The 25,852-nt window shown below is 72.8% G+C and carries 23 protein-coding genes, 1 tRNA gene and 1 pseudogene; 10 read left to right on the top strand and 15 right to left on the bottom strand.

Annotated elements, in window-relative coordinates; all coding sequences use genetic code 11:
• Positions 1-40: 40 nt before the first annotated feature.
• The 6 genes from A6Q81_RS09260 to A6Q81_RS09285 all read right to left on the bottom strand — a co-directional run bounded on the left by A6Q81_RS09260 (position 41) and on the right by A6Q81_RS09285 (position 6,733).
• Positions 41-1,045, bottom strand: coding sequence for an ABC transporter permease (locus A6Q81_RS09260; RefSeq protein ID WP_067853988.1), 1,005 nt, complete (start codon positions 1,043-1,045; stop codon positions 41-43).
• A complete protein-coding gene (locus A6Q81_RS09265) occupies positions 1,042-2,688 on the bottom strand; it encodes a sugar ABC transporter ATP-binding protein (RefSeq protein WP_286690278.1) in 1,647 nt (548 codons plus the stop codon). Before A6Q81_RS09265 ends, A6Q81_RS09260 begins: the two co-directional genes overlap by 4 nt.
• A gap of 4 nt (positions 2,689-2,692) precedes the next feature.
• On the bottom strand, positions 2,693-3,670 hold the full coding sequence (locus A6Q81_RS09270) for a sugar ABC transporter substrate-binding protein (RefSeq protein ID WP_286690279.1): 978 nt from the start codon (positions 3,668-3,670) through the stop codon (positions 2,693-2,695).
• A 92-nt stretch (positions 3,671-3,762) separates the two neighbouring features.
• Positions 3,763-4,425, bottom strand: a complete 663-nt coding sequence (locus A6Q81_RS09275) for an HAD family hydrolase (protein ID WP_286690280.1) — start codon at positions 4,423-4,425, stop codon at positions 3,763-3,765.
• Positions 4,422-5,231, bottom strand: coding sequence for an SDR family oxidoreductase (locus tag A6Q81_RS09280; RefSeq protein ID WP_286690281.1), 810 nt, complete (start codon positions 5,229-5,231; stop codon positions 4,422-4,424). The genes A6Q81_RS09275 and A6Q81_RS09280 overlap by 4 nt, the downstream gene beginning before the upstream one ends.
• The gene (locus A6Q81_RS09285) at positions 5,228-6,733 is read right to left on the bottom strand and encodes an AMP-binding protein (protein WP_286690282.1); all 1,506 of its coding nucleotides are present in this window, start codon (positions 6,731-6,733) and stop codon (positions 5,228-5,230) included. Before A6Q81_RS09285 ends, A6Q81_RS09280 begins: the two co-directional genes overlap by 4 nt.
• Before the next feature lie 135 nt (positions 6,734-6,868).
• Here A6Q81_RS09285 and A6Q81_RS09290 point away from each other — a divergent pair, with 135 nt between their 5' ends.
• Entirely contained in the window at positions 6,869-8,071 is a 1,203-nt protein-coding gene (locus A6Q81_RS09290; protein WP_067853965.1) for an acetyl-CoA C-acyltransferase, read from the top strand.
• Between the two features lie 425 nt (positions 8,072-8,496).
• Here the strand turns inward: A6Q81_RS09290 and A6Q81_RS09295 are convergent.
• The 7 genes and pseudogenes from A6Q81_RS09295 to glnT form a co-directional block, all read right to left on the bottom strand.
• Positions 8,497-8,751, bottom strand: a pseudogene (locus tag A6Q81_RS09295) (helix-turn-helix domain-containing protein); the annotation flags it as partial.
• A 10-nt stretch (positions 8,752-8,761) separates the two neighbouring features.
• Entirely contained in the window at positions 8,762-10,027 is a 1,266-nt protein-coding gene (locus A6Q81_RS09300) for an allantoate amidohydrolase (RefSeq protein ID WP_286690283.1), read from the bottom strand.
• Positions 10,024-11,205 (bottom strand): NAD(P)/FAD-dependent oxidoreductase, encoded by a 1,182-nt coding sequence (locus A6Q81_RS09305; protein ID WP_286690284.1) that lies wholly within the window; start codon positions 11,203-11,205, stop codon positions 10,024-10,026. The genes A6Q81_RS09300 and A6Q81_RS09305 overlap by 4 nt, the downstream gene beginning before the upstream one ends.
• Complete coding sequence (locus A6Q81_RS09310; protein WP_286690285.1) at positions 11,202-12,533, bottom strand: FMN-binding glutamate synthase family protein; 1,332 nt, start codon at positions 12,531-12,533, stop codon at positions 11,202-11,204. The genes A6Q81_RS09305 and A6Q81_RS09310 overlap by 4 nt, the downstream gene beginning before the upstream one ends.
• 17 nt (positions 12,534-12,550) lie before the next feature.
• Positions 12,551-13,294 (bottom strand): protein glxC, encoded by a 744-nt coding sequence (locus A6Q81_RS09315; RefSeq protein ID WP_083516184.1) that lies wholly within the window; start codon positions 13,292-13,294, stop codon positions 12,551-12,553.
• Positions 13,282-14,178, bottom strand: coding sequence for a class II glutamine amidotransferase domain-containing protein (locus tag A6Q81_RS09320; RefSeq protein WP_067853951.1), 897 nt, complete (start codon positions 14,176-14,178; stop codon positions 13,282-13,284). The genes A6Q81_RS09315 and A6Q81_RS09320 overlap by 13 nt, the downstream gene beginning before the upstream one ends.
• A gap of 38 nt (positions 14,179-14,216) precedes the next feature.
• Positions 14,217-15,539 (bottom strand): type III glutamate--ammonia ligase, encoded by a 1,323-nt coding sequence (gene glnT / locus A6Q81_RS09325; RefSeq protein WP_286690286.1) that lies wholly within the window; start codon positions 15,537-15,539, stop codon positions 14,217-14,219.
• Positions 15,540-15,861: 322 nt separating this feature from the next.
• Between glnT and A6Q81_RS09330 the strand changes: the two genes are divergently transcribed.
• On the top strand, positions 15,862-17,106 hold the full coding sequence (locus A6Q81_RS09330; RefSeq protein WP_286690287.1) for an ammonium transporter: 1,245 nt from the start codon (positions 15,862-15,864) through the stop codon (positions 17,104-17,106).
• 435 nt (positions 17,107-17,541) lie between these two features.
• On the opposite strand, the gene A6Q81_RS09335 is transcribed toward A6Q81_RS09330, so the two are convergent.
• A tRNA-Thr gene (locus tag A6Q81_RS09335) sits at positions 17,542-17,614 on the bottom strand.
• Between the two features lie 87 nt (positions 17,615-17,701).
• On the opposite strand from A6Q81_RS09335, the gene A6Q81_RS09340 reads away from it, so the two are divergent.
• The 7 genes from A6Q81_RS09340 (at position 17,702) to A6Q81_RS09370 (ending at position 25,145) form a co-directional block, all read left to right on the top strand.
• Positions 17,702-18,172, top strand: coding sequence for a hypothetical protein (locus A6Q81_RS09340; protein WP_286690288.1), 471 nt, complete (start codon positions 17,702-17,704; stop codon positions 18,170-18,172).
• A gap of 159 nt (positions 18,173-18,331) precedes the next feature.
• Positions 18,332-19,489, top strand: coding sequence for a biotin synthase BioB (bioB, locus tag A6Q81_RS09345; RefSeq protein ID WP_286690289.1), 1,158 nt, complete (start codon positions 18,332-18,334; stop codon positions 19,487-19,489).
• A gap of 13 nt (positions 19,490-19,502) precedes the next feature.
• Complete coding sequence (locus A6Q81_RS09350; RefSeq protein WP_286690290.1) at positions 19,503-20,783, top strand: adenosylmethionine--8-amino-7-oxononanoate transaminase; 1,281 nt, start codon at positions 19,503-19,505, stop codon at positions 20,781-20,783.
• Positions 20,780-21,907, top strand: coding sequence for an 8-amino-7-oxononanoate synthase (locus A6Q81_RS09355; protein WP_286690291.1), 1,128 nt, complete (start codon positions 20,780-20,782; stop codon positions 21,905-21,907). The genes A6Q81_RS09350 and A6Q81_RS09355 overlap by 4 nt, the downstream gene beginning before the upstream one ends.
• Positions 21,904-22,614, top strand: coding sequence for a dethiobiotin synthase (gene bioD / locus A6Q81_RS09360; protein WP_286690292.1), 711 nt, complete (start codon positions 21,904-21,906; stop codon positions 22,612-22,614). The genes A6Q81_RS09355 and bioD overlap by 4 nt, the downstream gene beginning before the upstream one ends.
• Before the next feature lie 28 nt (positions 22,615-22,642).
• Positions 22,643-23,836 (top strand): alanine racemase, encoded by a 1,194-nt coding sequence (locus tag A6Q81_RS09365; RefSeq protein ID WP_286690293.1) that lies wholly within the window; start codon positions 22,643-22,645, stop codon positions 23,834-23,836.
• A 13-nt stretch (positions 23,837-23,849) separates the two neighbouring features.
• Positions 23,850-25,145, top strand: a complete 1,296-nt coding sequence (locus A6Q81_RS09370) for a D-arabinono-1,4-lactone oxidase (protein ID WP_067853926.1) — start codon at positions 23,850-23,852, stop codon at positions 25,143-25,145.
• A gap of 3 nt (positions 25,146-25,148) precedes the next feature.
• Here A6Q81_RS09370 and A6Q81_RS09375 read toward each other — a convergent pair whose 3' ends face one another.
• Entirely contained in the window at positions 25,149-25,403 is a 255-nt protein-coding gene (locus A6Q81_RS09375) for a metal-sensitive transcriptional regulator (RefSeq protein ID WP_067853923.1), read from the bottom strand.
• 77 nt (positions 25,404-25,480) lie between these two features.
• Here A6Q81_RS09375 and A6Q81_RS09380 point away from each other — a divergent pair, with 77 nt between their 5' ends.
• Complete coding sequence (locus tag A6Q81_RS09380; RefSeq protein WP_286690294.1) at positions 25,481-25,846, top strand: carboxymuconolactone decarboxylase family protein; 366 nt, start codon at positions 25,481-25,483, stop codon at positions 25,844-25,846.
• Positions 25,847-25,852 lie beyond the last annotated feature (6 nt).

The following is a 25,852-nucleotide window of genomic DNA, read 5'->3' on the forward strand; positions in this document are numbered from 1 at the left end:
TCCTAACATGAATCCGAGTTCAGGTTCAGAAACTGTGCAGTCAGTGTGCTGCCGCGGCACGGTGCCGGGCGAGCGAGCCGACCCCGACGCCGAGGATGAGCAGCAGGCCCTGGAACAGGTACTGCCAGTACGTCTCCAGGCCGATCAGGGCGATGGCGTTGAAGCCCACCGAGACCGTGATGACGCCCACGAGCGTGCCGATGATGTGGAACTCGCCGTCGCGCAGCACCGCCGAGCCGAAGAAGGCCGCCGCGAAGGCTGCGAGCAGGTAGGTGTCGCCGCCGGAGACCGCCGCGCTGCCGGTGCGCGAGGCGAGCAGCAGACCCGTCAGGGCGGCGCAGATGCCGCAGATGACGAACGCGACGACGCGGACCCGGTCGACGCGGATGCCCGACAGCTGGGCCGCCACCGGGTTGCCGCCGACGGCCTGCATGGACTGGCCCAGCACGGTGCGGTTGAGCACGAACCACAGCGCCGCCGCGAGGCCGAGCATGATGAACACGGGGTACGGGATGCCCAGGAAGCGCCCGAGCGTGATCTGGATGAACGGCCCGGGATCGGTCAGGCTGACCGGCAGGCCGCCGGCCACCGCGTAGTTGATGCCGACGGCGACCGTGCCGATGCCCAACGTCGCGACGAGCGCGTTGACGTTGAGCAGCGTGACCACGAGACCGTTCGCCAGTCCCACCGCGGCACCGATGGCGACGGCCAGCAGGAACGCGACCGGGATCGAGACGTCGTGGCTGACCATCGCGGTGCACGCCAGCACGCCCGACAGGCTCGCGACGTTGCCGATGCTGAGGTCGAACTCCCCCGTCACGAGGGCGAACGTGAGGCCCATCGCGATGATCGCCGAGAGGGCGCTCTGGTTGAGGATGTTGATGAAGTTGTCCCAGGTGGCGAAGGTCTCGGGCTCCAGCGCGCTCGTGCCGACCACGAGCAGCGCGAGCACGAGGAGCGCGCCGTAGCGGCCGAACCAGCGCCACACGCGCGCGCTGCGCGGCGGTGCCTGGAGGACGGGGACGTCGACGAGTGCAGCGGTCATGACGGGTCCTGTTCTGTCGTGCCGAGGTGCTCGGTGGTCCCGAAGCACAGCGAGGTGAGGTGGTCCTTCGTGGCGCGCGAGGCGGGCACCGAGTGGGTCAGCGCCCCTTCGCGCATGACGACGACGCGGTCGCAGATGGCGAGCTCGTCGAAGTCGCTGGAGATCATGAGGATCGACGTCCCGGACGCGGCGAGGTCGCGGATGATGTCGTAGATCTCTCCACGGGCGCCGACGTCGACACCGACGGTGGGCTCGTCGAGGATCAGCAGCCGCGGTCCGGTCAGCACGCACTTGCTGACCACGACCTTCTGCTGGTTGCCGCCGCTGAGGTGGCCCACGGCGTCGTGCACCGACGACGTCTTCACGCCGAAGCGCGTGACCGCGTCGCGCGCCGTCGCGGCCGCCCGGCGGGGGCTGAAGGTGCCGAGCCGGCGGCGAGGATCCCGCATCGAGGCCATGGTGATGTTCGAGGCGACCGAGCTGCGCAGCACGAGCCCCTGGGAGCGTCGCTCCTCCGGCACCAGCGCGACCCCGGCCTTGATGCCGTCGAACGGCGAGCGAGGCCGGTACGGCGTCCCGTCGAGCGTCATGCTGCCCGACTGCGCGGGGTCGGCGCCGATCAGCAGCCGGGCCAGCTCGGTGCGGCCGGCGCCCACGAGGCCGGCGACGCCGAGGATCTCCCCCTCGTGGATCGTCAGGTCGACGTCGCGCACCCGGGGCTCCCGGGTCAGGCCCGACGTCTGCAGGAGCACGGGCGCGGTCGTCGGGTCGGTGTCGGTGACGCGGTGGGTCAGGTCGTCGACGTCGCGGCCGACGATGTGCCGCGTGAGGCTCGCGACGTCGAGGTCGCGAGCCGCGTAGCTGCCCACGAGGCGACCGTTGCGCAGCACCGTCACGTCGTCGCTGACGTGCAGCACCTCCTCGAGCCGGTGCGAGATGTACAGGATCCCGACGCCGTCGGCGGTGAGCTCGTCGACGATGCCGTAGAGCCGGTCGGCCTCCTCCTGCGTGAAGGAGGCAGTCGGCTCGTCCATCGCGACGATGCGCGCGTCGCGCATCAGCGACCGGGCGAGCGAGACCATCCAGCGGTCGGAGACCGAGAGCTGCTCGACCTTGGCGTCGAGGGGCACGGCGTAGCCGATGCGGTCCATGACGGCGAGGGCCTTGCGACGCAGACCGCGCAGGTCGAGCACGCCGGAACGTCGGGTGTGGTCGGCCCCCATCGCGATGTTCTGCAGCGCGGTGAACTTGGGCACCAGGTTGAGCTCCTGGTGGATGAAGCTGAGGCCGAGCCGGGTCGCGTCGCCCGGGGTGGCGATGCTCTCCTCCTGGCCACGGACGCGGATGGTGCCGCTGTCGGCGCTCTCCACCCCCGCGAGGATGCGCACGAGCGTCGACTTGCCCGCGCCGTTGGCGCCGCACAGGGCCAGCACCTGGCCCGGGTGCAGGGCGATGGACACGTCCTTGAGGGCCTGGTGACCGCCGAACTGCTTGGAGATGCCGGACATCTCCAGGCACGGCGGCTCGGTCACCGTCGGCGCCGTCGGACCGTCGAGCGGGGTCGTCTCGACCATGAGGGACTCCTGGGGGTGCTCGGTCGGGGTCGGGCCGGCGGGCCGGACCCTCGAGGACGTGTCGGTCATCGGACTACTTCGTCGCGTCGGGGTTGTCGGCCAGGAACTGCGTGACCGAGTCGGTCGTGACGAGGATGTTCGGCAGCTCGACCTCCTGCGGCTCCGCGTCGACGCCGCCCTTGATGAACTCCGGCACCATGTCGGCGAACTTCTTGCCGGCCTCGGGCACCTGCAGGAAGACGGTGGCGCGCATGTCGCCCGCCTCGACCGCCTTGATGGCGGCCGGGGTGCCGTTGATGCCGTAGATCTTCACGTCGTCGCGCCCGGCGGACTTCGCCGCGGAGACCGCGCCGAGCGCCGGGTCGTCGAAGCAGCCCCAGATCGCGAGCGGCGTCGACCCCTTCGGGTGCTTGGCCAGCCAGGCCTGCGCGAACTGCGTCCCGCCCTCGACCTGGCCGGGGATCGGCACCTCGTTGCGGGTGACCTTGATGTCGGTGCCCTTCAGCGCGTCGTCGAGCGCCTCCTCGCGACCGATGCACGGCAGACCGCTCTTGTAGCCCATCACCAAGAGCTCGCCCTTGCCGCCCATGTCCTCCACGAGCTGCTTCGCGACGGGCGCGCCGACCGCGACGCCGGAGTCGAGGTTCGCGGTGATGCCGTCCGTGGTGCCGCCGGAGATCGAGACGACGGGGATGCCTGCGGCCTTCGCGGCCTGCGCACCGGCCGTCAGCGTCTTGCTGTCGAAGACGGCGGTCACGATGAGGTCGACCTTCTTCTGCACGAAGTCCTGCATGGCGCCGTTGGCCTTCTCGACCGCGCCCTGGGGGTCGACCGCCGTGGTCTTCCAGCCCTTGGCCTCGGCCTCCTCACGGAACGCCGCGATGGCCGCCTCCGAGGTCTCCTCGCTCGAGGCGAACTTGACGATGCCGATCGTGTAGGTGTCGTCCCCTCCGCCACCACCGCTGCCACCGGTGTCCCCGCTGCCGCAGGCGGCGGTGACGACCAGCGCCGCCGTTGCCACCAGGCCGAGGCCGAAGCGTCGAACGTTCATGTGTCCTCCTGAGAGTGGTCGCCCGGGCGGGCGGACCTGTGCTGGGTGGACCGGCCGGGTGGCCGTTCCGGGGTGGTGCTGTTCCCCCTCGATCACCGCAGTGCGGCGGTCCTCCTCACGTCGACCCCGAGCAGCTGCGAGAGCTGCTCCGCGGTCTCCTCCGCCTCGCGGTGCACGACGCCAGCCATCCCGAGACGCTCGGCAGCGACGATGTTCTGGGCGAGGTCGTCGACCATGACGACCTCGTGCGGCGCGACGCCGAGGCGCTCGCAGCCGATCTCGTAGAGCCGCCGCGACGGCTTGCGGACGCCCTCCTGACCGGAGATGGTCACGGCGTCGAAGAGGGCCGGCAGGTCGTACCCGGCGTAGCAGTCGCGGCCGAGCGAGTTCGAGACGAGCCCGACGGGCACGCCCGCGGCCCGCAGGTCGGCGACGACGTCGAGCATGGCCGTGTCGGGCCGCAGGCCCGACTGCAGCCCCGCGACGAGTCCCTCCGCCTCGACCTCGACGCCGTGGGCGCGCAGCCGCTCGGCGAGCCCGGCCTCGAAGCCGTCGTGGTCGAGACGACCCTCCTCGTGGTCGACGAGGAGCTGCTTGGCCTTCGCGTCACGGCCACCGAACAGGCGCAGCAGCAGCCCGCGGTCGCCGCTGATCCGCTCGCTGTGGTCGCCGAACGCGTCGAGCACGCTCGTCGTGAGCACCCCGCCGAAGTCGAACAGGGCCGCCCGGCAGCGCGGCGTCGTCGCGGCGCTCATGCGAGCGTGTCCTGGTAGCGACGCATGCCGGCCAGCCAGCGGTCGTAGTCGGAGGCCTTGCGGCGGTAGAACTCCAGCACCTCCGGGTGCGGGAGCACGAGGAAGCGCTCGTCGTCGATCGCGTCGAGGACGACGTCGGCCACGTCGAGCGGCTCGAGGACGCCGCCCGCCTCGGTGACCGCTCTCGCACCTTGGCGCGCGGTCGGGTCGTCGGAGTCGGCTCCCCCGTTGAGCATGGCGGTGTTGACCCCCATCGGGCACAGGCAGCTGACGGCGATGCCTCGGGTTCCGTAGGTGACCGACAGCCACTCGGCGAAGGCCACGGCAGCGTGCTTGGTGACCGAGTACGTCGGCGAGCCGATCTGCGTCAGGAGACCGGCGGCCGACGCGGTGCTCAGGAAGTAGCCCCGGCCCCGCTCGAGCCAGCCCGGCACCAGGAGACGGGCCGCGCGGACGTGCGCCATGACGTTGACGTCGAGCGAGGTGCTCCAGTCCTCCTCCGAGGACTCCAGGCCCTGCCCGAGGCCGACCCCGGCGTTCGCGACGTAGAGGTCGACGGGCCCGAAGCGCTCGACGGCGAGGTCGAGCACGGCCTGCACGTCGGCCTCGAGCGAGCAGTCGCCCGCCAGCCCGGCGACGCGGTCGGCGCCGTGCGGCTCGAGCGACGCGACCGCCGCGCTGGTGCGCGCGGCGTCGAGGTCGGTGACGACCACGTGGGCCCCGTGCTCCAGCAGCCGCTGCGCGACGGCCAGGCCGATGCCGCCTGCCGCGCCGGTGACGACCGCGACGCTCCCCTCGACCTTCATGCGCCGACCTCCGCCGTGCGGATCGCGTCGCGGTCGATCTCGCGCTTCAGGATCTTGCCCGTCGCGCCCTTCGGCAGCGTGGTGACGAACTGGTAGAGCCGGGGCACCTTGTAGGCCGACAGCTGCACCTTGGCCCAGGAGCGCAGCTCCTCACCGGTCAGCTCCGCGCCCTCGCGCAGGGCGACGACCGCGGCGACCTCCTCGCCGAAGTGGGCGTCGGGCACGCCGACCACGGCCACCTCGACGACGTCGGGGTGCTCGTACAGCACCTCCTCGACCTCGCGGGGGTACACGTTGTAGCCGCCGCGGATGATCAGGTCCTTCGCGCGGTCGACGATGCTGAGGTAGCCCTCGGCGTCGAGCCGGCCGAGGTCGCCGGTCTTGAGCCAGCCGTCCTGCAGGTCGGCGGCCGTGGCGTCGGGACGGTTGCGGTAGCCCTTCATGATCGTCGGGCCCTTGAGGAAGACCTCGCCGACGACGTCGGGCCCGACGACCGCGCCGAGCGGGTCGCGGACCTCGATCGCGGTGCCTGGCAGGGCCGGTCCGACCGTGCCCGCCTTCTGGGGCCGGTTGATGTCGTTGAAGGTGGCCGCACCGGTCGACTCGGTGAGGCCGTAGCCCTCCAGGATCGTGCAGCCGAATCGGTCGCGGAAGGCGCGCATGACCTCCACCGGCAGCGACGCGCCGCCGGACGTGGCCAGTCGGAGCTGCTCGAAGTCCGACGGACCGAACGCGTCGGTCGCGGCGTGCAGCATCGCGTTCCACATCGTCGGCACGCCGGCGAGGACCGTCAGGCGGTCGCGGCGGACCATCTCCAGCATCGCGGTCGGCTCGAAGGGCGCGAGCAGCGAGAGCGACGCTCCGGTGACCAGCACCGTGTTCATGACGACCGCCTGGCCGTACACGTGGAAGAGCGGGAGGCCGGTGCCGAAGCGGTCCTCCGCCGTCAGGTTGAGCACGGGCAGGAACGAGTCGGTGGTGTCGATCAGGTTGGCCGCGGTGAGCTCGACGCCCTTGGGCCGGCCGGTGGTGCCGGAGGTGTAGAGGATGATCGCGGTGTCGTCGGGGGCGTGGTCGTGCGCGGCCGGCAGCGGATCGGTGTCGAAGCGCGCGCCGTCCTCGACGCGCCAGAAGGTGGTGCCCCGCTCGGCAGCGGCGGCGGACGCAGCAGCGTCGCACTCGTGCCAGGCCAGCACCAGCGACGCCTCCGCGTCGTCGAGCACGTAGCCGATCTCGGCGGCCGTGGCCATCGTGTTCATCGTGATGACGCTGACGCCGACGGCGTGCAGGCCCAGGTAGAGCACGGGGAACTCCACGATGCTGGGCGCGATCAGGACCACGCGGTCCCCGGGGCGCAGACCCGCTGCGGCCACGGCGCCGCCGACGCGGGCGCTCGCCTCCCGGAGCTCGCCGTAGGTCAGGTCGCCCCGCCCGGAGCGCACCGCCATCCGCTGCGGGTCGCGTTCCGCGTTGGACCAGACCGTCGCTGCCACGTTCACCATGCGTCCTCGTCTCCTCACCTTCGATGTGACCGGTCTCACGTGACCTGGCTCACGTCGAGCAACGTACTTGAACCCGGGTTCAGGTTCAAGTACGTTGCCGAGAAAACTTCCGAGAATCCTTCGACAGGAGTCCCCGTGCCCAGAGCAGCGATCGTCGCCACCGCCCGCACCCCGATCGGCAAGGCGTACCGCGGCGCCTTCAACGACACGCCCGCCGTGGAGCTCGCGGGCCACGCCGTCCGCCACGCGGTGGAGCGCGCCGGCGTCGACCCGGCCGAGGTGGAGGACGTGGTCATGGGCTGCGCGATGCCCGAGGGCGCCTCGGGGTTCAACGTCGCCCGGCAGGCCGCACTGCGCGCCGGGCTGCCGGTGTCGGTACCCGGCTCGACCGTCGATCGTCAGTGCTCGTCGGGACTGATGGCCGTCGCGATCGCGGCCAAGCAGATCCTGGTGGACGGGCAGAGGGTCGCGGTCGGGGGCGGGGTCGAGTCGATCTCGTTGGTGCAGAACGAGCACCTGAACACCCACCGCGCCGGCGACCCCTGGCTGCGCGAGCGGGTGCCGGGTCTGTACCTTCCGATGCTGCACACCGCCGAGAACGTGGCCTCGCGCTACGGCGTCAGCCGCGAGCGCCAGGACGAGATGGGGCTGCAGTCGCAGCTGCGCGCGGCAGCCGCCCAGGAGGCCGGCCACCTCGCCGAGGAGATCGCCCCCATCACGGTGCACACGCTCCGCACCGACAGGACCACCGGTGAGACGTCACGGGTCGAGGTGACCGTCTCGGCCGACGAGGGCGTGCGCGCCGGCACGACGGCGGAGGGTCTGGCCGGGCTCCGCACCGTGCTGGAGCCCGGCGACGTGACCGCGCACCCGACGGTCACCGCCGGCAACGCCTCCCAGCTCAGCGACGGCGCGTCGGCCAACGTCCTGATGGACGCCGACCTCGCGGCCTCCCGGGGCATCGACCCGCTCGGCTACTACGTCGGCATCGCGGTCACCGGGTGCGAGCCCGACGAGATGGGCATCGGTCCGGTCGCGGCGATCCCCCGGCTCCTCGACCAGCACGGCCTGACGGTCGGCGACGTCGGCGTGTGGGAGCTCAACGAGGCGTTCGCCTCCCAGGCGGTGCACTGTCGCGACGTGCTCGGCATCGATCCCGAGCGGATGAACGTCGACGGCGGCGCCATCGCCCTGGGACACCCCTACGGCATGACCGGATCGCGCGCCGTCGGCCACGCGCTGCTCGCGGGGCGCCGGCTGGGTGCCCGCTGGGTCGTGGTGACGATGTGCGTCGGAGGTGGGATGGGCGCCGCAGGACTCTTCGAGGTCGCCCTCTGACCCTGCCCTCCGCGCGTCCGAGCCCGACCGCGAACGCAGATCCTTGCGCCCCCCGCGGCCCGCTCTCCCGTGCGCGTTTGCGTGGGGCCCCACGCAAACGCGCAGATCCGGCGCACGGTTGCGTGGGGGCGAGCCGGGTTGCGTGGGGCCCCACGCAAACCACCGTGGCCGTAGACCATGCGGCCCTCGAGGACGTGCAGGAACTCGGTGCCCGGGTGCTGGAACAGCGGGTACGTCTGGCTGTCTTCCGTCAGGGTCACCATGAGCGACTCCAGCCGCTTGTGCTGACCCCGCAGCGCACCGAGCAGCTCGTACTCGTGCCCTTCCTTGGTGCCGTGCCGGGCGATGCGCGGACCCTGGCCCGCCGGCGTGAACACGGCCTGACGCTCCTCGTCGGCGCCGCGCACGAGCGACGTGACCGGCACGTCGAGCCCGGTCGCCAGACGTTGCAGCGTGGCGAGGCTGCACGACGTCTGCGCGTTCTCGATCTTCGACAGCATCGCCTTCGACAGCCCCAGACGCTGCGCCATGTCGGCGACCGACAGCCCGGCCGCCGTGCGGTGGTGCCGGACGTTGACCGCGATGGCCTGCTCCAGCGCCATCGCCTCGACCGGCTCCGCCGGATCGCGGTCGCGGGCACTGCCGGCGGCGTTGCGCAGCAGCGGCGCGTCGTCGGTCATGCGGGCGATCCTAGCGGGGCTCCCGCGGCACGAGCAGGTCCTGCAGCACGTCGGCGAGGGCGGCCGCACCGGCCTCGGCGTCCGCGTCGTCGACGTGCTCCTCCGGGGAGTGGGAGACCCCGGTGGGGTTGCGCGTGAAGAGCATCGCCGACGGCACGTGCGCCGCCAGGACGCCGGCGTCGTGCCCCGCGCCCGTCGCCAGCACCGGCGCGTCGGGCAGCACGCCACGCAGCCGGTCGCGCAGACCCGCGTCGAAGCGGACCTGCCCGCTGTAGGACTCCTCGACCAGCTCCACGGTGCAGCCCTCCGCCGCGCACACGGCGTGCGCCGACTCGAGCACCTGCGCGACGAGCGCGCGCGTGACGTCGTCGTCGGGGTGGCGCACGTCGAGCCAGAGGTCGACGCGCGACGCGATGACGTTGGTGCCTCCCGGCACGGGCTGCAGGCGCCCAACCGTCGCCCGAGCATCGTGGCGGCTGCGGGCGAGGTCGCGGACCGCGACGACCACCTGCGCCGCGGCGACCATGGGGTCGCGCCGGTCGGCCATGAGCGTCGCGCCGGCGTGGTTGCCCTCGCCCGTGACGGTGAGCCGCCACCGACCGTGCCCGAGGATCGAGGAGGCGACGGCGACGGGCTGGTCGAGGTCGACGAGACCGCGCCCCTGCTCGACGTGCAGCTCGACGAACACGCCGATGCGCCGCAGCGCCTCGTCGTCGCGGCCGAGGTGCACGGGGTCGAGGCCGGCGCCAGTGAGCGCGTCCGCGAGCGACGTGCCGTCGGCGTCCAGCAGGCCGAGCACCCGGTCGGGGTCCTGCTCGCCGGTCATCAGCTGCGAGCCGAGGCAGGCGCGCCCGAAGCGGCCGCCCTCCTCCTCCGGGAACGCGACGATCGCCAGCGGGCGCTCGCCGCCGACGTCGCGGGCGTCGAGGAGGTCCAGCGCCGCGAAGGCGGACGCGACGCCGAGCGGTCCGTCGAACTCGCCACCACCGGGCACCGAGTCGAGGTGGCTGCCGGTCACGACGGCGTCGTCGAGCGACCCGCCCGGCCCGGGCCGCCACGCCCAGAGGATGCCGTTGCGGTCGGTGACGACGTCGAGCGAGCGCCGCGCCGCCTCTGCCTCGAACCACGTGCGCAGCTCGAGCTCGGCGGGCGCGTACGCGAACCTCGAGTAGCCGCCGCGCCGCGGGTCGCGACCGACGTCGCGGACGTCGGCCAGGAGCGACGCGACGCTGGCGGGCCGGCGGGACCGCGTCGGCGACGGCGCGGCGCCGGTCACCGCATCTCCCCCGCCCCGACGTACGGGTGCAGGCTGGTCAGGAGGTCACCCTCGGCGAAGCGCGACAGGCGGAAGTCCGACGCGGGCACGTCGGGGTCGGTGCTGTCGCCCTCGAGCACGAGGTCGGCCACGAGGTCGCCGACGGCCGGGCTGATCTTGAAGCCGTGCCCGGCGAAGCCCGCGGCGAGCACGAGGCCGTCGACGTCGCCGACGGGTCCGATGACCGGGTTCCAGTCGGGCGGGACGTCGTAGACACCCGCGTAGGTGTGCGTGACGGAGGGGTCGGGGAAGCCGGGGAACCGGTGGAGCAGCTTCTCGGCGTACGCCTCGAGGCTCGCGTCGCTCGCGTGGTTGGAGTAGTGGTCGGGGTCGACGAGCTTGCGGCCGAAGTCGGCGTGGTCGCTGTTGCCCACGAGGAACTGCCCGGACCCCTCGAGACGGCAGTACTGCAGGCTCACGAGGTCCGAGACGACGGGCAGGTCGGGCAGGGGCGCACCGGTGTCGACGACGAGCAGCTCCGAACGGTAGGCCTCGACCGGGAAGTCCACGCCCAGGTCGGCGAGCAGCCGCGCGGACCACCAGCCCGCGGCGACCACGACCAGGTCGGCCTCCACCACCTCGCCGTCAGCCAGCTCGACCCCCGTCACCCGGCTGCCCGACGTGACGACCCGCGCGACCGGCGCGTTCTGGCGCACCCGCGCACCGTGGGCACGGGCCCGCTGGCCGTAGTGCAGCGCCAGCTGGGTGGCGTCCGCGAACCCGCCGCGCGGCTCGTAGCCGCCGAGCGCCACGTCGTCGACGTTCATCATCGGCCACAGCGCCGCGACCTGGTCGGGGTCGACGAGGTCGACCTCGATGCCGAGGCCCTGGTGCATGGCGGTGTTGTCCTTCAACGGTCCGGCGTTCTCCTCGCCGACCACCACCGTGTAGCCGACCTGGCGGAAGCCGACCTCGGCGCCGAGCGCCTCGAACACAGGCAGGCTGCGCCAGGCCATCGCGGCGATCGACGGCACCCCGTAGTGCGCCCGCACGATGCCGCTGGACTTGCCGGTGCCGCCGCTCGCGAGGAGCCCGCGCTCCAGCACGAGCACGTCGGTGAGCCCCCGCTCCGTGAGCGCCCGCGCGATGGACAGCCCGATCAGCCCACCGCCGACGACGACGGCACGCGACGCGCTCACCAGGACCCGCCCGCGGTCTGGCCCGGGATCCACGACGTGCCCGCGAGCGGCACCCTCGCCATCGCGGCAGCCTCGATGGTGATGGCGACGAGGTCCTCGGGCTCGAGGTGCTGCAGGTGCGCCTTGCCGCACGCGCGTGCGATGGTCTGCGCCTCCATCGTCAGCACGCGCAGGTAGTTCGCGAGCCGCCGACCGCCCTCGACCGGGTCGAGCCGCTGCTGCAGCTCGGGGTCCTGCGTCGTGATGCCGGCCGGGTCCTTGCCCTCCTGGAAGTCGTCGTAGGCCCCGGCGCTCGTGCCGAGCGCCTCGTAGTCGGCCTGCCACCGCGGGTCGTTGTCGCCGAGCGCGACCAGGGCGGCCGTGCCGATCGCGACCGCGTCGGCCCCGAGGGCCATCGCCTTCGCCACGTCGGCGCCGGTGCGGATGCCGCCGGAGACGATCAGCTGGACCTTGCGGTGGACGCCGAGCTCCTGCAGGGCCTGGACGGCCTGCGGGATCGCCGCGAGCGTGGGGATGCCGACGTGCTCGATGAACACCTCCTGCGTGGCGGCCGTCCCGCCCTGCATGCCGTCGACCACGACGACGTCGGCGCCGGCGTGCACCGCCAGCTTCACGTCGTAGTAGGTGCGCGTGGCGCCGACCTTCACGTAGACGGGCTTCTCCCACTCGGTGATCTCGCGGAGCTCGCCGATCTTGATCGTCAGGTCGTCCGGGCCGGTCCAGTCGGGGTGGCGCGACGCGCTGCGCTGGTCGACGCCCTGCGGCAGCGTGCGCATCTGGGCGACCCGCTCGGTGATCTTCTGCCCGAGCAGCATGCCGCCGCCGCCCGGCTTGGCGCCCTGGCCCAGCACGACCTCGATCGCGTCGGCCTGGCGCAGGTGGTCGGGGTTCATGCCGTAGCGCGACGGCAGGTACTGGTAGACGAGGTGCTTGCTCTGGCTGCGCTCCTCCGGCGTCATGCCGCCGTCGCCGGTCGTCGTCGACGTGCCCACCTCGCTCGCGCCACGGCCCAGCGCCTCCTTGGCCCGGCCCGACAGCGCACCGAAGCTCATGCCGGCGATCGTTACTGGCGTCTCGAGGTGCAGGGGGTACTTCGCGTGCCGGTCGCCGAGCACGACGTCGGTGCCGCACCGCTCCCGGTAGCCCTCGAGCGGGTAGCGCGACATGCTCGCGCCCAGGAACAGCAGGTCGTCGAAGTGCGGCAGGGCACGCTTGGCGCCCCAGCCGCGGATGTCGTAGATGCCGGTGTCGGCGGCGCGCTGGATCTCCGCGATGGTGGCCGGGTCGAAGGTCGCCGACGTGCGCGGCTGCGTGCGGTACTGGGTCATGGTGGCTGCCCTCGGTGTCAGTAGGCCGACGTGTTGTCGACGTGGAAGTGGTAGAGGCTGCGCGCGGAGCCGTAGCGCGTGTAGGCGTGGGTGTCGTCGTCCTCGTAGCCGGCGCTCTTGAGCAGCGTCGCGAGCTCCTCGTGGTGCTCGGGTCGCATCTCCTTGGCCACGCAGTCGGCGCCCAGCGACGCGACCGTGCCGCGCACGTAGATGCGGGCCTCGTAGATGGAGTCGCCGAGCGCGTCGCCCGCGTCGCCACGGACGACGAGCCGGCCGGCCTGCGCCATGAAGGCGCTCATGTGGCCGATGCTCCCGCCGACGACGATGTCGACGCCCTTCATCGAGATCCCGCAGCGGGCGGCGGCGTCGCCCTCGACGACCAGCAGCCCGCCGTGGGCGGTGGCGCCCGCCGACTGCGACGCGCTGCCCTTCACCCACACCGAGCCGCTCATCATGTTCTCGGCCACCCCGACGCCCACGTTGCCCTCGACGACGACGTCGGCCGACTGGTTCATGCCCGCCGCGTAGTAGCCGACGTGGCCCTTGACCGTCACGGTCATCGGACGGTTCAGCCCGACCGCGACGCTGTGCCGACCCGCCGGGTGCGTGACGACGACGTCGTCGGCGCCGAGGTCGGGGTCGTGCAGGCGCGCGTTGACCTCGCGGAGGGTGCTGACGGCGAGGTCGAGCTCGAGCGTGGCGGCCATGGTGGGGTCCTTCCGGTGGGAGGTCGGGGTGGGCGTCGCGGTCAGCGGGTCCATGCGTAGATCCGCTCCGGCTCCGGCTCGAACAGGCGGGCCGACTCGATGCCGGGCAGCCCCACGAGCGCGCGGTACTCCGACGCCATCGCGACCCAGTCGTCGGTCTCGGCGACCACGGCCGGCTTGCAGGCGATGGCGTCGCGCACGACGGCGAAGGAGTCGCGGTTCGAGACGAGCAGCGTGTAGAAGCCGTCGAACGTACGGCACAGCTCCTTGAGCGCGGTCTCCACGTCGAGCCCGTCCTCGAGGCACTGGGCGACGAAGCGGGCGCCGACCTCGGTGTCGTTGCCGCTGTCGAACCGGACGCCGCGCGCCTCCAGCTCGCGGCGGATCGTCGGGTAGTTGTGGAACGAGCCGTTGTGCACCATGCACTGGTCGGGCCCGACGGCGTAGGGGTGGCTGCCCGCGGGGGTCACGGCCGACTCGGTGGCCATGCGCGTGTGCCCGACGCCCTGCCAGCCCTGCGCGGACGGGAGCCCGAAGGTCGCGGCGAGGTCGCGCGGACGTCCGACACCCTTGAGCACGGCGAGGTCCTCGCCGAAGCCGATGACCAGCGCGTCCGGCGCCGTCGCGCGCACCGCGGCGGCGAGCGTCGACGCCTCCACCGGCCCGTGCACGAGCAGCGTCGGGCCGGCGGTCGTGACGTCGACGTCGCTGCCCACCGCCGCCGTCAGCTGCTCGGCGAGCGTCGTGGCGTCGACGCCGTCGGCGAGCACCGACACGGTGGCCACGCCGGGCGGGGCCCAGGTGGGGTCGCCGTAGACGGCGACCCCCGCGGAGTCCGCACCGCGGTCCTCCATCTCGCAGAGCATGCCGGTGAGCAGCTCACCGAGTCGGGGATACAGGTCGGGGTTGCGGAGGTGGAGTCCGACGATGCCGCACATGGGGTGTCTCCTTCGAGGTGCGTCAGGGGTGGGGCGGCTCAGAAGGCCGTCAGGTAGTGGTCGACCTCCCAGGCGCTCACCTGGCTGTGCCAGGTGAAGAACTCCTCGCGCTTGAGGTCGGCGAAGTAGCGGGCCACGTCGGGGCCGACGCTGTCGAGCACGCCCGACACGGCGGGATCGGCCTCGAGGGCCTCCACGGCGTGCAGGAGGGTGAGCGGCAGGGGCGCGCGGTCGGCGTCGTCGCTGCCGCCGGGCGCGCCGGGGTCGAGGCGACGCTCGACGCCGTCGAGCACCGCGCCGATCGCGCCGGCAGCCGCCAGGTACGGGTTGGCGGAGCCGTCGCCGCCGCGCAGCTCGATGCGGTTGCCGTCGGGCACGCGCACCAGGTGGGTGCGGTCGTTGCCGCCGTAGGTGGGCACGCGCGGCGCCCACGACGCACCCGAGGTCGTCGCGACCGCGCCGGTGCGCTTGTAGGAGTTCACCGTCGGCGCGACCAGCGCCTGCAGGGCGCTCGCGTGCTCGAGGACGCCGGCGATCGCCTGGTAGGCCAGCTCCGAGAGGCCGAGGCCGCGCGGGTCGTCGGCCGCGGGGAAGAGCGGCTCGTCGTCCTTCCACAGCGACAGGTGCATGTGCAGCCCGCTGCCGGTGCGGTCGCCGAACGGCTTCGGCATGAACGTCGCGGTCATGCCGCGCTGCTCGGCGAGCATCGAGATCAGGTAGCGCGCGGTGATGACGCGGTCGGCGGTGGTGAGGACGTCGGCGTAGTCGAAGTTCTGCTCGAACTGGCCGTTGCCGTCCTCGTGGTCGTTGGCGTAGTTGCCCCAGCCGAGCTGGTTCATCGCCGTCGAGACCGACGCGAGGTGGTCGAACATGCGGGTCACGCCGCGCGCGTCGTAGCAGGGGCGCGCGGCGGAGTCGGAGGGGTCGGCGGTGACGAGCGCACCGCGCTCGTCCTTGGCCACGAGGAAGTACTCGATCTCGGCGCCGAGGTAGACCGACAGGTCGCGCTCGGCGGCACGCTCGATCATGCGGCGCAGGATGACGCGCGGGGCGAAGCGCCACGGCTCGCCCTCCACGTGGGGGTCGCAGTGCACGAGGGCGAGGCCCTCCTTGACGAACGGCACCGGCGTGAACGAGGCCGGGTCGGGGATCGCCATGATGTCGGGGTCCTTGGGCTCCTGACCCATCGCTCCCGCCGCGTAGCCGGCGAAGCCGACGCCCTCGCGGGCGAGCTCCTCCACCGCCTCGACGGGCACGAGCTTGGCGCAGGGCTTGCCGGTGAGGTCGACGAACAGGGCCAGGATGAACGTCGTCCCGCTCTCCTTGGCCAGGGTCGCCAGGGGGGATGCGGTGCTGGTCATGCTGCTCCTCGGGGGTGCCGCGCCGGTGCGAGGCCCTCGTCGCGAGCCTATCCACTGGCGTGAATCTTTGTCTACTTTGAGTAGACAGAACGCAGATGACGGTCGTGTTTCCCGAGCGTGAGAAGTCCGTGACGAGACGCGGCCTCGAAGCGGCCGCCGGGGCGCGCCGGACGAGGGCGCGTCGAGTCGCCGCGGGACCGGGAAGGCGGTCCAGGTGGTGCGACGCAACGTTGTTACGTCGACGTCATGTCAACGCAAAGTAGACAGAGTCCACTGTGCTGAGACGCCCGCGGGAGTGCGGGCCACAGCAGGAGACATGGACATGGACACAGGCACCACCGCCTTCATCCTGAGCTGCATCATCGGTCTGACGATGATGGTGCCGGGACTGGCGCTCTTCTACGGGGGCATGGTCAGCGTCAAGAGCAGCCTCAACATGATGGTGATGACGTTCGGCGCCGTCGCCGTCGTCGGCATCCTCTGGGTGCTCTTCGGCTACTCGATGGTGTTCGGCGACTCGTACGGGGGCGCCGGGCTGCTCGGCAACGTCACCGAGTACGCCGGGCTCGGCGGGGTGCTCACCGAGAAGGACACCGCGCTGCCGCTCGCGCTCTTCGCCGTCTTCCAGGCGCTGTTCGCGGCGATCACGGTCGCGATCATCTCCGGCGCGGCGGCCGACCGCATGAAGTTCAGCAGCTGGATGGTCTTCGCCGCCGTCTGGGCGGTGCTGGTCTACTTCCCCGTCGCGCACTGGGTGTTCGCCTTCGACGCGACGGACGGCTCGACGGTCGGCGGCTGGATCGCGAACAAGCTGAAGGCGGTCGACTACGCCGGTGGCACGGCCGTGCACATCAACTCCGGCGCGGCAGCGCTCGCGATCGCCATCGTCCTCGGCAAGCGGCGCACATGGGGCACCGCGCCGCGTCCGCACAACCTGCCGCTGACCCTGCTGGGCGCCGGTCTGCTGTGGGCCGGCTGGTACGCGTTCAACGGCGGCTCCGCCCTCGCCGCCGGCCACAACGCGTCGGTCGTCATGCTCACGACCTTCGTCGCCACGTGCGCCGCGATGCTCGCCTGGCTCGGCGTCGAGATCGTCCGCGACGGCCACGCCACGACCATGGGTGCGGCGTCGGGCGCGATCGCGGGCCTCGTCGCCATCACCCCGTCGTGCGGCGCGGTGAGCCCCATGGGCGCGATCCTGGTCGGCGTCGCGGGCGGCATCGTGTGCCCGCTCGCCCTCGGCCTGAAGGAGCGTTTCGGCTACGACGACTCCCTCGACGTCGTCGGCGTGCACCTCGTCGGCGGCGTGGTCGGCACGCTCATGGTCGGCCTGATCGCCACCGCCGACGCCCCCAGCGGCCAAGCCGGCCTGCTCCACGGCGGCGGGCTGCGCCTGCTCGGTGTGCAGGCCACCGCCGCCGGCGCGGTGCTGGCCTACTCCTTCGTGCTGACCCTCGTCATCGCGCTGGCGCTGAAGAAGACGATCGGCCTGCGCGTCGACCCCGACCACGAGGAGGGCGGCCTCGACTCCGCCCTCCACCGCGAGCGCGCCTACGACCTCGCCTGACCCCCACGCGTCGGCCCCGGACCCCGGTCCGGGGCCGATTTGCGTCCCGCCCCACCCCCACCGCCCGGGCCTGTTTGCGTGGGGCCCCACGTAAACAAGCTCGCCCCCACGCAAAGTGACGCCCCCAGCGCACGTTGACGTGGGCCCCACGTGAACCGACGCCCGCAGCGCACGTTCGGGTGGGGCCCCACGTGAACACGCTCTCCCCCACGCAAGCTGACGCCCCCAGCGCACGTTTGCTTGGGGCCCCACGTAAACGTGCACCTGCGATGGGAGCCGTCACGGAAGGACGGCTGCGCCGTGGAGGGTCCTCCCGATTCCTGTCGGAGTCTCCTCGCTGGCGCTCGGAGCGCAGGACAGGAGCCGTCCCTGAGGGACGGCTGCGCCGTGGAGGGTCCTCCCGATTCCTGTCGGAGTCTCCTCGCTGGCGCTCGGAGCCTCCGACAGGAATCGAACCCGCGACATCCTTATTACAAGTAAGGCGCTCTACCGACTGAGCTACGGAGGCGTGCGGACCCATCGTAGGGCCGCGGACGTCACCGGCGGGCGGTTGCGTCGTTGTCTACCGTGGAAGGTCGTCCACCCGGGAGGTCCCGTGCGCATCCGCACCCTCAGCACGGCCGCCGCCTGCGCCGTCGTGCTCATGCTCGCCGTCGGCGCGGTCGCGCTCACCTCCCTCGGCGACGGAGGCGACCCGTCGGCGGCCGCCGAGCCCCGGCCCTCGACCAGCAGCCCGACCCCCACCCCGCGCAGCACCGACCCTGGCAGCGAGCGCGACGCGAAGGACGACGACTCCCGCGACGAGCGCGAGCCCGACCCCGACTCCGACTCCGACGGCGACTCCGACCGCGACGCCGCCGCGTCGAGCGGACGCACCCCCGACCGAGGTGCCACCACGCCGACGACGCCCCGGCCCACCACGCCCGGGGCCACCCCCACCGGGCCGACGACGCCCAGCCCGCGGCCGACGTCCCCGACCCAGCAACCCAGCCCGTCGCCGTCGCCGTCCTCGAGCCCCTCCCCCGGGATGCTCGACGGACTGCTCGATCCGATCATGGGCCGCTGACGCCTACGACGCCCGCGAGGGCGCGGACGGCGACGGTGAGGACGGTGAGGCGGGCCGCCTCGACGACCCCGTGACGCGCCCGCGCGGATCGGCTATCGTCGCCTGAACACCGTTCACCTGAACGGTGTTCAGGGGCCGCCACCGAAGTCGAGGACCGTCATGACCGCATCGTTCGACCAGCTCGCCACCCGCATCCTCGACGGGGGCAGCGCCACCGAGGCGGACGCGCTCGCGGTGCTGCGCGCCGACGACGCCGCCCTGCTCGACGTCGTCGCGGCCGCCGGACGTCTGCGCCGCGCGCACTTCGGCGCCACGGTCAAGGTCAACTACCTCGTGAACCTGAAGTCCGGGCTGTGCCCCGAGAACTGCAGCTACTGCTCGCAGGCCGTCGGGTCCGAGGCGCCGATCCTGAAGTACTCGTGGCTCTCCACCGACGAGACGCTGCGCCAGGCGGGCGCCGGACTACGAGGCGGCGCGTCGCGCGTGTGCCTGGTCTCGTCGGGACGCGGCCCCTCGAACCGCGACGTCGAGAAGGTCGCCGAGATGACCGAGGCACTGAAGGACAGCTACCCCGACGTCGAGGTGTGCGCCTGCCTGGGGCTGCTCAAGGACGGCCAGGCCGAGCGGCTCAAACAGGCCGGCGTCGACGCCTACAACCACAACATCAACACCGCGGCGTCGCACCACGATGAGATCGTCACCACCCACACCTACGACGACCGCGTCGACACGATCTCCAAGGCGCGCACCGCCGGCCTGTCGCCCTGCTCGGGGCTCATCGCCGGGCTCGGCGAGACCGACGAGCAGCTCGTGGAGGCGCTGTTCGCGCTGAAGGAGCTCGGCTCCGACTCGATCCCCGTCAACTTCCTCATGCCGTTCGACGGCACGCCGTTCGAGAACACGTGGGAGCTCTCCCCGGCCCGCTGCGTGAAGATCCTGGCGATGGCGCGCTTCGTCTGCCCCGACCGCGAGGTGCGCATCGCCGGCGGACGCGAGATGCACCTGCGCTCGCTGCAGGGCCTCGCGCTGCACGTGGCCAACTCGATCTTCCTCGGCGACTACCTGACGTCGGAGGGCCAGGACGCCAAGGCCGACGTCGAGCTGATCCGCGATCACGGCTTCACCATCCTCGGCGCGGACGACCTCCACGGGCACGAGCCTGCCGAGCCGACGGCAGCGGCGCCCGCGGCCTCGCCGTGCGGCACCGCGTCGACCGGGTGCGGCACCGCCTGCAGCGGCTGCGCCTCCCACGACGGCACGGCCGGTCTCGCGATCCGGCAGCGCGGCGCGGGCACCGACGTCCCCGCCAACGCCTGACCACCGCCCTCCCGTGACCGCGACCCTCGCCGACCTGCGCGACTTCGACCGCGCGCACGTCTGGCATCCCTACGCGTCGATGACGCAGCCCTCGCCCACCAGGGTCGTCACAGGCGCCGACGGGTGCCGACTGGAGGTCGACGGCGACTGGGTGGTCGACGGGATGTCGTCGTGGTGGGCCGCGGTGCACGGGTACCGCCACCCCGTCCTCGACCGTGCGGTGGTCGATCAGGTCGCGTCGTTCAGCCACGTGATGTTCGGCGGGCTCACGCACGCACCGGCCGTCGAGCTGGCGCGACGGCTCGTCGACCTGACGCCCGCCCCCCTGGAGCGCGTGTTCCTCGCCGACTCCGGCTCGGTGGCCGTGGAGGTGGCGCTCAAGATGGTGCTGCAGCACCAGCGCGGGACGGGGCACCCCGAGCGCACCCGCATGCTCACGGTGCGCGGTGGCTACCACGGCGACACGTTCGACTGCATGAGCGTGACCGACCCGGTCGGCGGCATGCACACCATGTGGCGCGACCTCCTCCCGCAGCAGGTGTTCGCCGACCGGCCGCCGCGCCACGACGCGTCGGACGCCGAGGTGACGGCGTGGGCCGACGGCGTGCGCGACCTCGCCGCCCGGCACGCCCACGAGCTGGCGGGCGTCGTCGTGGAGCCGCTCCTGCAGGGGGCGGGCGGCATGCACCCGTACCCAGTCGCGTGCCTGCGCGTGCTGCGCGAGGTGGCCGACGAGCACGGTCTGCTGCTCGTGCACGACGAGATCGCCACGGGCTTCGGTCGCACCGGTCACCTCTTCGTCAGCGAGCTGGTCGCGCCCGACGTCCTCTGCGTCGGCAAGGCGCTCACCGGGGGCTACGTCTCGCTCGCCGCGGTGCTGTGCACCGACGAGGTGGCGCGGGGCGTGACGGCCAGCGAGTCCGGCGCTCTCATGCACGGCCCGACGTTCATGGGCAACCCGCTGGCGTGCGCCGTCGCGTCGGCCAGCATCGACCTCCTCCTCGAGCGCGGCTGGCAGGCCGACGTGCAGCGCGTCGGGGAGGCGCTGGCCCGTGGTCTCGCGCCACTGCGCGCCGTCGAGGGCGTCGTCGACGTCCGCACGCTCGGGGCGGTCGGCGTGGTGCAGCTCGACCACGCCGTCGACATCGCGGCGGCCACCGACGCCGCCCTCGCGGCGGGCGTGTGGCTGCGACCGTTCCGCGACCTCGTCTACACGATGCCGCCCTACGTCTGCGACGACGCCGCGCTGGCGCAGCTGGTGGCCGGGGTCGGCGAGGCGGCGCGGGCGGCATGAGCGTCTGGACGGACTGGTGGGCGCAGGAGCACGCCTCGCGCGAGGAGGCCGGGCTGGTGCGCAGGCTGCGACCGCGCGGCGTCGACGACCCGACGATCGACCTCGCGGGCAACGACTACCTCGGTCTCGCGCGCGACCCTGCCGTCACGCGCGCCGCCGCCACGGCAGCGCTGCAATGGGGCGCGGGCGCCGGGGCGTCCCGGCTCGTCACGGGCACGCTCGCCGTGCACGAGGAGCTCGAGCAGACCCTCGCCCGCGACCTCGGCCAGCCCGCGGCGCTCGTGACGTCGACGGGCTACCACGCGAACCTGGCCGTCGTCGCCGCCCTCGCCGACCGAGGCACGCGGGTGGTCTCCGACGCCCACGTGCACGCGTCGCTGGTCGACGGCGTGCGCCTGTCGCGCGCTCGGCTGACGATCGTCCCCCACGGCGATGTCGACGCGGTGGCCTGCGCCCTGCGTGACGCCGAGCGTGCCGAGGAGCGGGCGCTGGTGCTCGTGGAGTCGGTGTACTCCGTGCTCGGCGACGCGGCGCCCCTGGTCGAGCTGGCCGGGCTGTGCGAGCGGCACGGCGGGCTGCTCGTCGTCGACGAGGCGCACGGGCTCGGGGTGCACGGGCCGGGCCTGGTGGCGCGGCTCGGGCTCGCCGGCCTCGACCACGTGGTGGTCACGGCCACGCTGTCGAAGGCGCTCGGCAGCCAGGGCGGCGCCGTGCTCGGACCCGCGGCTCTGCGCGAGCACCTGGTGAACCGCGGACGGGCCTTCGTGTTCGACACCGGCCTGGCACCCGCGTCGGCAGCCGGGGCACTCGCCGCCCTGCACGAGGTGCGCCGCCGGCCCGACCTGGCCGCGACGGTGCACCGTCGCGTCGGCGAGCTCGCCACCGCTCTCGACGTCGCCGCGCCTGCGGGGGCCGTGCTGTCGGTGCCGATGCCGTCGCCGCACGCGGCGGTCGCCGCCCAGGCCGCCGCGCTCGATGCCGGGGTGCGGGTCGGGTGCTTCCGTCCGCCGTCGGTGCCCGACGGCGTCTCGCGCCTGCGGGTGACGGCGAGCGCAGGTGTCGCCGACGACGACTGGTCGCGTGCCCTGGACGTGCTGGTCGGCATGATGGGGACGTTCCGATGAGCCGCGTCGTGGTCGTCACCGGTACCGACACCGGGGTCGGCAAGACGGTGGCCGTCGCCGCCCTCGCGGCCACCGCCCGCGGTCGCGTGGTGGTGGTCAAGCCCGTGCAGACCGGCATCGGCGGCGCCGACCCGGAGCCGCGCGACGCGCGCACCGTCGAACAGCTCACCGGGGTCGAGTGCCGTGAGCTGGTGGCGCTCGACGACCCGCTCGCCCCCGACACCGCTGCCCGCCGTCAGGGTGTCGCGCTCCCACCGGTGTCGGAGCACGTGGGCGCCGTGCTGGAGCTGGCGACGGGCCACGACGTCGTGCTCGTCGAGGGCGCGGGCGGGCTGCTCGTCCGCCTCGACACCGACGGCGGGACGCTGCTCGACCTCGCGGTCGGGCTGGCCGAGGCCGCGCCGCCCGACGTCACCGTGGACGTGGTCGTCGTGGCGAGGGCCGGTCTCGGCACGCTGAACCACACGGCGCTCACCGTCGAGGCGCTGCGGGCACGCGGCGTGGAGCCACTGGGCGTGGTCGTGGGCGCGTGGCCCGAGCGCCCTGGCCTCGCCGAGACGTGCAACCGTGACGACCTTCCCCGGGTGACGGGGGTGCCGCTCCTGGCCGTCGTGCCCGAGGGAGTGGGTGCGCTGCCGCGGGCGGAGTTCGTCGCCGCGGCGCCCGAGTGGTTCGACCTCGGCCCGGCGTCTCGACCTGGCGGCTGACCCCCACCTCCGTGCCATGCTGGGGTTCGTGAGCGCACCATTCCCGCGTCTGCTGTCGGCCACCGCCGACCGGTCCGCGCCGCTCGCAGTGCTCGACGAGCCGGCGCTCTGGGCGAACGCCGACGACCTCGTCCGCCGGGCGGGCGGGGTACCCGTGCGGGTGGCGAGCAAGTCGGTGCGCGTGCGGTCGGTGCTGGAGCGCACGCTCGCCCGCCCCGGGTTCGCGGGCGTCATGACCTACTCGCTCGCGGAGAGCTGCTGGCTCGTCGACGAGGACGTCACCGACGACGTCCTCCTCGCGTACCCCACCGTCGACCGCGCCGGGCTGCTCGCGCTCACGGAGCCCGGGGAGGCCGGCGAGCGACGTCGGGCGGCCATCACGCTCATGGTCGACTCCGAGGAGGGGCTCGACGCGATTCAGCGCGTGGTCGGCGGGTCGCACCCGACCCTGCGGATCTGCCTCGACGTCGACGCCTCGCTGCGCCCAGGGGCCCTCGGGATCCACCCCGTGCACCTGGGTGTGCGCCGCTCCCCCGTGCACACCGCGCGCCAGGCGGCGGGCGTCGCCCGACGACTCGCCGCACGGCCCGGGTTCCAGCTCGTCGGCGTCATGTTCTACGACGCGCAGGTGGCCGGCCTGCCCGACACCTCCGCCGCCGTGCGCGTCGTCAAGCGACTGTCGACGACGGAGCTCGCCCACCGACGTCGCGCCGTGGTCGAGGCGGTGTCGCAGCACGCGGACCTCCAGCTCGTGAACGCCGGTGGCACCGGCAGCCTCGAGGTGACCGGGGCCGACCCGACCGTCACCGAGCTGACCGCCGGCTCGGGCCTGTTCACGCCGACGCTCTTCGACCGCTACGACGCCTTCGAGGCGCGACCCGCCGCATACATCGTCCTCGACGTCGTGCGTCGACCGGCCAAGGACGTGGCCACCTGCTTCGCCGGCGGGTACACCGCGTCGGGGCCCGCGCAGGCCAACCGCATGCCCACGCCGGTCTGGCCGGAGGGTCTGTCGCTGGTCGGCACCGAGGGCGTGGGCGAGGTGCAGACGCCCGTGCGCGGCAAGGCCGCCCGGCACCTGCGCATCGGCGAGCGCGTCGTGTTCCGGCACGCGAAGGCCGGCGAGATGTGCGAGCGGTTCGACACCGTGACGCTCGTCGACGACGCCGGCCGCGCCGAGACCGTGCCGACCTACCGAGGCGAGGGGAAGAACTTCGGATGACGAGGACGACGCGATGAGCGTGCTCTGGCGCAACTGGGCGGGCAACGTGCGCTCGCACCCGCGGCGGGTGCTGCACCCGACGTCGACGGCCGAGGTGGTCGAGGCCGTGCACGCGGCCCGGGCCGAAGGCCTGCCGGTCAAGGCCTACGGCGCCGGTCACTCGTTCACGCCGATCGCGGCCACCGAGGGCGTGCTGCTGCGCCTCGACCGCATGGACACGCTCGTCTGGCACGACGCGGCGACGAGGCGCGTGCGCGTGCAGGCGGGAATGTCGCTGCACCGGCTGAACCCGCTGCTGCAGTCGCTCGGCCTGGCGCTGCCGAACCTGGGCGACGTCGACCCGCAGTCCGTCGCGGGTGCGGTGTCCACCGGCACGCACGGGACCGGCGCGAGGCTGCAGGGCATCGCGGCGGCCGTCGTCGGCGTGCAGCTGGTGACCGCCGACGGCGACGTCGTCGAGATCGACGAGACGCACCCCTGGTTCGGGGCCGCCCGGGTGGGGCTCGGTGCGCTCGGGGTCGTCACGGAGCTGACGCTGCAGTGCGTGCCGGCCTTCCTGCTGCACGCCCGGGAGGAGCCGATACGGCTGCCGGAGGTGCTGGAGCGGCTGCCCGAGCTGGTCGAGGAGAACGACCACTTCGAGTTCTACTGGTTCCCGCACACGGAGAAGGCGCTGGTCAAGCGCAACAACCGCGTGCCGGAGGGGACGGAGCGCGCGCCGGTCGGCCGGCTGCGGCACCTCGTCGACGACGAGCTGCTGAGCAACGGACTGTTCGAGGTCGTCAACCGGGTGGGCGCTCGCTTCCGGTCGGCGGTGCCGCGCGTGAACCAGGTGAGCGGCTCGGCGCTCTCGGCGCGCGAGTACGTGGACCAGTCCCACGAGGTGTTCGTGTCGCCGCGCCGGGTGCGGTTCTGCGAGTCGGAGTTCGCCGTGCCTCGGGGTGCGCTGCACGACGTGATCGCCGGGCTGCAGCGCTGGTTCGCGGCAGGTCACGAGACGGTCGCGTTCCCGATCGAGGTGCGCTTCACCGCGGCCGACGACGTGTGGATGTCGACCGGTCACGAGCGCGACAACTGCTACGTGGCCGTGCACCAGTACCACCGGCTCGACCCGACCGCGTACTTCCGCGCCGCGCAGGACGTGTTCACGGCCCACGAGGGTCGCCCGCACTGGGGCAAGATGCACACGCTCGACGCCGACTACCTCCGCCAGCGGTACAGCCGGTTCGACGACTTCGTGGCGGTGCGCGACGAGCTCGACCCGCAGCGCGTGTTCAGCAACCCCTACCTCGACCGCGTGCTCGGCTGAGGCTCAGGCAAGCGACAGGAAGACCTTCTCGAGCCGGGCGACGTCCACGTCCTCGCCCTCGGTGACGCACTTCTGCATGCCGGTGCTCACGAGAGCGAACCCGCTGCGACTGATGGCCTTGCTGACCGCAGCCAGCTGCGTGACGACGTCCTCGCACTCAGCGCCCTCCTCCAGCATGCGGATGACGCTGGCCAGATGGCCGTGCGCGCGCTTCATGCGCAGAGCGACGGCCTTGGTCTCCTCGGGCTTGAGATGCATGTGGACAGCATAACCCCCCAGGGGGATATGCTACGGTTTCCGTATCCCCCAGGGGGGATGAGATGAGGAGGTTTGACATGTCCCACGGAAAGACCGTGCTCGACGAGCTCTCGCCACTGCACCGCGCCCTGAAGCGCGCCGTTCCCGACATCTACGCGGGCTTCGGTGAGCTGCACCGCGCGGCGTTCACCGAGGGAGCGCTCGACGTCCGCACCAAGGAGCTCATCGCTCTCGCGATCGGCGTGGTCGAGGGCTGCGACGGTTGCATCGCCTCCCACGCCCAGGCGGCTGCACGTGCCGGCGCCACTCGCCAGCAAGCCGCCGAGGCCATCGGCGTCACGTTCCTCATGCACGGCGGACCCGCCACGATCCACGGCCCTCGCGCGTATGCCGCGTTCTGCGAGTTCGCGCCCGACGACGCCAGCACCGACCCCGCCGTCTGATCCGAA

The sequence above is a fragment of the Aeromicrobium sp. REDSEA-S38_B2 genome (assembly GCF_001628525.1).
In the GTDB taxonomy this organism is placed as follows: Bacteria; Actinomycetota; Actinomycetes; order Propionibacteriales; family Nocardioidaceae; genus Aeromicrobium; species Aeromicrobium erythreum.

Bases quoted from the DNA above. Each gene is read 5' to 3' on its own strand.
- bioD (WP_286690292.1), top strand. From the start codon at position 21,904: ATGAGCCGCGTCGTGGTCGTCACCGGTACCGACACCGGGGTCGGCAAG.
- A6Q81_RS09310 (WP_286690285.1), bottom strand. From the start codon at position 12,533: ATGACCCAGTACCGCACGCAGCCGCGCACGTCGGCGACCTTCGACCCG.
- A6Q81_RS09285 (WP_286690282.1), bottom strand. From the start codon at position 6,733: ATGGTGAACGTGGCAGCGACGGTCTGGTCCAACGCGGAACGCGACCCG.
- A6Q81_RS09330 (WP_286690287.1), top strand. From the start codon at position 15,862: ATGGACACAGGCACCACCGCCTTCATCCTGAGCTGCATCATCGGTCTG.
- A6Q81_RS09260 (WP_067853988.1), bottom strand. From the start codon at position 1,045: ATGACCGCTGCACTCGTCGACGTCCCCGTCCTCCAGGCACCGCCGCGC.
- A6Q81_RS09380 (WP_286690294.1), top strand. From the start codon at position 25,481: ATGTCCCACGGAAAGACCGTGCTCGACGAGCTCTCGCCACTGCACCGC.
- A6Q81_RS09370 (WP_067853926.1), top strand. From the start codon at position 23,850: ATGAGCGTGCTCTGGCGCAACTGGGCGGGCAACGTGCGCTCGCACCCG.
- A6Q81_RS09315 (WP_083516184.1), bottom strand. From the start codon at position 13,294: ATGGACCCGCTGACCGCGACGCCCACCCCGACCTCCCACCGGAAGGAC.
- A6Q81_RS09270 (WP_286690279.1), bottom strand. From the start codon at position 3,670: ATGAACGTTCGACGCTTCGGCCTCGGCCTGGTGGCAACGGCGGCGCTG.
- A6Q81_RS09265 (WP_286690278.1), bottom strand. From the start codon at position 2,688: ATGACCGACACGTCCTCGAGGGTCCGGCCCGCCGGCCCGACCCCGACC.
- A6Q81_RS09355 (WP_286690291.1), top strand. From the start codon at position 20,780: ATGAGCGTCTGGACGGACTGGTGGGCGCAGGAGCACGCCTCGCGCGAG.
- bioB (WP_286690289.1), top strand. From the start codon at position 18,332: ATGACCGCATCGTTCGACCAGCTCGCCACCCGCATCCTCGACGGGGGC.
- A6Q81_RS09280 (WP_286690281.1), bottom strand. From the start codon at position 5,231: ATGAAGGTCGAGGGGAGCGTCGCGGTCGTCACCGGCGCGGCAGGCGGC.
- A6Q81_RS09275 (WP_286690280.1), bottom strand. From the start codon at position 4,425: ATGAGCGCCGCGACGACGCCGCGCTGCCGGGCGGCCCTGTTCGACTTC.
- glnT (WP_286690286.1), bottom strand. From the start codon at position 15,539: ATGACCAGCACCGCATCCCCCCTGGCGACCCTGGCCAAGGAGAGCGGG.
- A6Q81_RS09320 (WP_067853951.1), bottom strand. From the start codon at position 14,178: ATGTGCGGCATCGTCGGACTCCACCTCCGCAACCCCGACCTGTATCCC.
- A6Q81_RS09375 (WP_067853923.1), bottom strand. From the start codon at position 25,403: ATGCATCTCAAGCCCGAGGAGACCAAGGCCGTCGCTCTGCGCATGAAG.